The 3,108-nt window shown below is 32.2% G+C and carries 3 protein-coding genes; 1 reads left to right on the top strand and 2 read right to left on the bottom strand.

Annotation, left to right across the window (positions count from 1 at the left end):
- On the top strand, nucleotides 1-343 hold a 343-nt coding region (locus tag KI356_RS26970), incomplete at its 5' end, for an LPO_1073/Vpar_1526 family protein (protein WP_212936980.1).
- Between the two features lie 256 nt (nucleotides 344-599).
- Here KI356_RS26970 and KI356_RS26965 read toward each other — a convergent pair.
- Together KI356_RS26965 and KI356_RS26960 are read right to left on the bottom strand one after the other, a co-directional pair.
- Nucleotides 600-1,925 (bottom strand): helix-turn-helix domain-containing protein, encoded by a 1,326-nt coding sequence (locus KI356_RS26965; protein WP_212936979.1) that lies wholly within the window; start codon nucleotides 1,923-1,925, stop codon nucleotides 600-602.
- Nucleotides 1,926-2,887: 962 nt separating this feature from the next.
- Nucleotides 2,888-3,108 (bottom strand): hypothetical protein (locus KI356_RS26960; RefSeq protein ID WP_212936978.1); only part of this gene is annotated, 221 nt, incomplete at its 5' end.

Raw genomic sequence — 3,108 nt, 5'->3', positions numbered from 1 at the left:
TAACCCTCCTTTTGAATTTTACTATGACACTTTTTTTGATAAATTCCTTGATATTATTAACATACCTCAAGGCAGAATGTTTTACGAGCATTTAATATATAGTGGATGTATTACAATGGATAAAAATTCAGGAACGTTAAAATTTTTAATTGAACAATTTAATTCCCATCCTGAATTTACGTCTTTTCCAAAACTCGTTCGTTTAGCAAAAAGTTGGGATGTTTCTTCTATTTCACATTGTTCTTTGTCCCCTGTCGGAATTGCTATAGCTATTAGTAATTTGAAAATAAGGTTAGGGATAGGGGATTTAGTAAAACTGAATGATTATTTAGTCGATAAATAAAAGCATGTTGGATAAATATTTATTCAATTAAATATGTAAAGTGGAGAACTAATTAGCCCACTCCACAAAGCTAGGGATTCTCAGGAATCCCATTTAGTTAGGTTACGATATTTAACCTCCAATCTTATCTTAGGATCAAGATACACATATTTTTATATCAGGCTTATAAAAGAACTCATAATAATATCACAGTTTTATTAAGAATATCTAGACATAACAAAAGGATATGATTAATCCATACCCTTTGGCAAAAATACTAACTTATTTGCAAACTAGCCAATAACTTCTTCATTTTCTCCGCTTCCATAGCCTTTTCGTAATCTTCTCGGCTACTAAATCCCTCTCGTTTCCATTCTGGCATATATGGATATAATCCAACTTGGTTCAGTCGTTTAACCTTTGGTTCTTCTAACAATACTTCTATTTCAGAAATAGCCTTTCTTTCTTGCCCTCCTTGATTGTTCTCTTTACCTTTCTTCTCTTGTTGTTTCTTCTTCATGGCTTTCCAAACTTTATGATAATCAAAGGATGGTACTTTATCTTCTTTATCCATCCGCTCTGATTGCTCCTTAGAGCGTTTAATGCGACATTCAGCTTCTTTAATTGCATCACTATCTTTTAATGCTTTCAGTATAAATCCCGTTGGATTATTCAAACTAGTTTTTCCATCCATGATAATATGCAAAGCTTTAACTAAAACTTCCGATTCATGTTGCTCCTGATATTTTTTTAGTTGACGTATTGAATTATCATTGAATTCACCTTGATAGTTACTGAACACATCTCTAATTTTCTTATCAATAGAGAGCATTTGCTCAGGATCTTTCAGTCTTGCTTTACGCTTACTACTTACTAGTGTCTCTTTGGATTTACTTTCCAAATTATTAGGTCGTTTAATATTAATTTCTTTTGTCTGCTTTGCTATACACTCAGTAATTGCATCATCTACATCCTGTGAATGCTGCGGTCTACTATAAACTTTCTTCATTTTCTCTTTTTCAATAATTAAAATATTACTGTACAGAAAACTATGCTCTTCCAAAATTTTAGTATAGTTCTTTACCGATCGATCCGATACATTAATATCCTTAGCAATGGTAGAAATGTTAGGAAAACTTATCTTTCTGTATCCGTTACCCTGATTCACAAATTTCAAGATATATATGAACTGTTTAAAGATATCAACCTTTGTACCTTTCATCTTTTCACTAATAAATCTCAGTATTTCACTTGTATAGATCTGGATAAACGAATCATCATTCGCTACCATCTCACTAACCTTGATGTAAAACATATCAGAAGGTTTGATATTTCTCATCTCAACAATATTTCCGAAATCTATTGCATCATATACCGTAATAAGTTTTTGTTCTATTAAATTAGTTAATGCTTGTTCAATCTTATAAACAAGTGACCTTCCTAAACTAGCATATTCTATCAGTTGCTTTACTGATATTGAAGTAAACCCTGCTTTATTCTCAAAAGTCTTTAGTACACTATAAAGAAATAACTCCATCGAATCTCTTTTATATGCTTCTTTGTCAAATTTGATAAACTTACCTTGATTATCTTTCTCAAACACAATATATTGCCCCTCTTTTCGTATTATTTTGCTGCCTCCTTTTAAATAGTCGGATTATTCTCTATCACTAATTCAAGAAAACCAAGCAAACAATCAAATCAGAAAGCGAAGCGCTTCTTTTTATTATTTGTTTCTTTCTTATTCCTTGTTTCTCTATTATTAGTAGGCAAGAAGTGAACGGAATTTTTATTTTTTATTCCTTAGCCTCAGGAAAATCCAGTCCTGTTTTTGCTGTTTTTATTCCCTACTGTAAGGAACAAATTCGCTAATTTTTCAACTAATCTTGCACACCATATAAATTAAATAAGATCCTACTATTAATAAGAATCAGCTCTAGTATCATTATACAAATCGAAGAATTGAGAAATTAGGTCTTGATCCGTCATCAAAAAGCTGACGGTTCTCGTCATCAAAACTAAAAAGTCGTGTCAAGAACTTTTTTTTGAAAAATGATGTTTTTTATTCTTAATAGTATTGGCTTCGATGAATAGCTAATATTTTGTGGAGAAATATACGATTAGACTTAATGGGGAATTTCCGTGGTGTATTGGATTCACCATAAAAATATAGGTAGGTATAAGCTGTGTTCATTAAGTGAAGGAAAGTAAATACGTCTCATATCGAGAGATTTTCATACACCTTGGCGGGAAGGTTGAGGTACTAATCTCTATTTCCGTTATAATACCTCTATGAAATGTGGAAAATCCCCCCTCCTTAGTTCAAACCTTATATGACACAACCCAATCCTCACATGACTACTCGTAACGCCCCAAATTCCCTTGCTGTATACACACACCTAGTAAGAATTACAGTTGCATTGCAGTTGTTATAACATACTTCATTCCGTAAAATGATGATATACATGGGTAGGAGTTATCATAGTTAAAAAGGAGAAATCTAAATAATTCCTCCTCTGTATCCGACTTATTTTTTATCTAGCTCATCTAATCAACAGTTACATTTCATCTTTCGATTTCCATACTAGCAATACCTGCTCTAGCAGCAGCGGGAAGATTCTCTTCTTTCAATACCACTACTACTGATTTTATCCTGTCCTCTTGTTCTCTATTACTTTCTTCGCTTTCTAACTGCTTCATTTTTATTCGTTCATTTGATGATATTTCTTTTAACCTTACTCTTTCTCCGCTTTCTAACTGCTTCACTCTTATTCGTTCATTTGATG

Source organism: Bacillus hominis, assembly GCF_018332515.1.
Taxonomy (GTDB): Bacteria; Bacillota; Bacilli; order Bacillales; family Bacillaceae_G; genus Bacillus_A; species Bacillus_A hominis.
The sequence above is the reverse complement of the archived record's forward strand: the minus strand, read 5'-3'. Positions and strand labels throughout refer to the sequence as shown.